This is a genomic window from Bartonella sp. AP58NXGY, assembly GCF_042195785.1.
GTDB lineage: Bacteria > Pseudomonadota > Alphaproteobacteria > Rhizobiales > Rhizobiaceae > Bartonella.
In genome coordinates, this window is the sequence record NZ_JBHIOY010000102.1 from 1 (window position 1) to 1,078 (window position 1,078).

Here is a 1,078-nt window from a genome sequence, read left to right on the forward strand (position 1 = left end):
CCCATAAACCCGCGCATCACCATAAACATAGGCATAACCGGAAATATGTGCATTTTGATAAACACGAGCATTATCATAAACCCTAGCATAATCTCCAACCCAACAATCGCCCCCATGACTAAGATTGCCTTCCTTTTCAATAAAACCGCCAAGGTCACCTTTTTTGACATATCCAAAATCTTTTAAGGCACGTATGCGGTGTAGAGTATGTCTATTAACTTCGATTGTCTCATCAGTCAGTTCGTATTTTTTCACCATGCTTTTTCTCCAGTGGACATGATATTATCGCCATCAATATCCGCATCACGATAAATTTTTGCGTCACCATAAATACGTGCATTACCGGAAACCGTTGCCATTCCATAAACTTCGGCAAAACCGTAAACATGTGCATTATGTTTAATTCGTGCACTACCATAAACTTCAGCATCATCATAAACTTGAGCATTATCGTAAACGCAAGCACAAGATAAGACGAATGCATTACCACCTACCCAGCAATTACCATGATGCGATAGGTTGTTTTCATGTTCTATAAAGCCGCCTAAATTACCTTTTTTAATAACTCCAAAGTCTCTTAAAGCTCGGATACGGTGAAGAGTTACCCCTTTAAACTCAGCTTTCTCATCAGTAAGTTCGTACTTCTTTTCCATGGTTTATTGCCTTTAATGCATGTTTTGTCGTTTAAATTCTTGAGACAGCAGCCCCATGCCTTTTGTTGTAATTTTAGCAGCTGGTACGACCTTTTCTGTACCTTCTGTTGTTTGAATGGTGTGTGTAGGACAATCCATAAGTCCTTTTTGGATTTTATCTTGATAAGGTAACAAAGGAGCCCCGAAAGTGCGTCGATACACCCATCCTTTTTTCTGTAGGAACTGAATGAACTGTTTTGGTTGAATTTCGAGAATTTTAGCAGCTTCAGTAAGACCGAAGAGCCCATCAGCGCGTTGCAAGCTTTCCAAAGCCATTGCTTTTGGTTTTAAATCTTCAATGATGGTATCTTGTTGATTTATTTGTCCTTGTAGGTAATTCAAAAAGCCCATCATAGCTTTTGGACTTGAATAGTCGATTTGTTGTG

The 1,078-nt window shown here is 39.1% G+C and carries 2 protein-coding genes and 1 pseudogene; all 3 read right to left on the reverse strand.

What is annotated here, in order from left to right:
- Window positions 1-258: pseudogene (locus ACFINC_RS09750) on the reverse strand (hypothetical protein); the annotation flags it as partial.
- Window positions 252-653: a hypothetical protein gene (locus tag ACFINC_RS09755; RefSeq protein WP_375617082.1), complete on the reverse strand. Its 402-nt coding sequence runs from the start codon at window positions 651-653 to the stop codon at window positions 252-254. The pseudogene ACFINC_RS09750 and the gene ACFINC_RS09755, both read right to left, overlap by 7 nt.
- A gap of 12 nt (window positions 654-665) precedes the next feature.
- Window positions 666-1,078: phage antirepressor KilAC domain-containing protein (locus ACFINC_RS09760; protein WP_375617083.1), on the reverse strand; the 413-nt coding region annotated here is incomplete at its 5' end.

Coding starts and splice junctions, on each gene's coding strand:
- ACFINC_RS09755 (WP_375617082.1), bottom strand. CDS start 653: ATGGAAAAGAAGTACGAACTTACTGATGAGAAAGCTGAGTTTAAAGGG.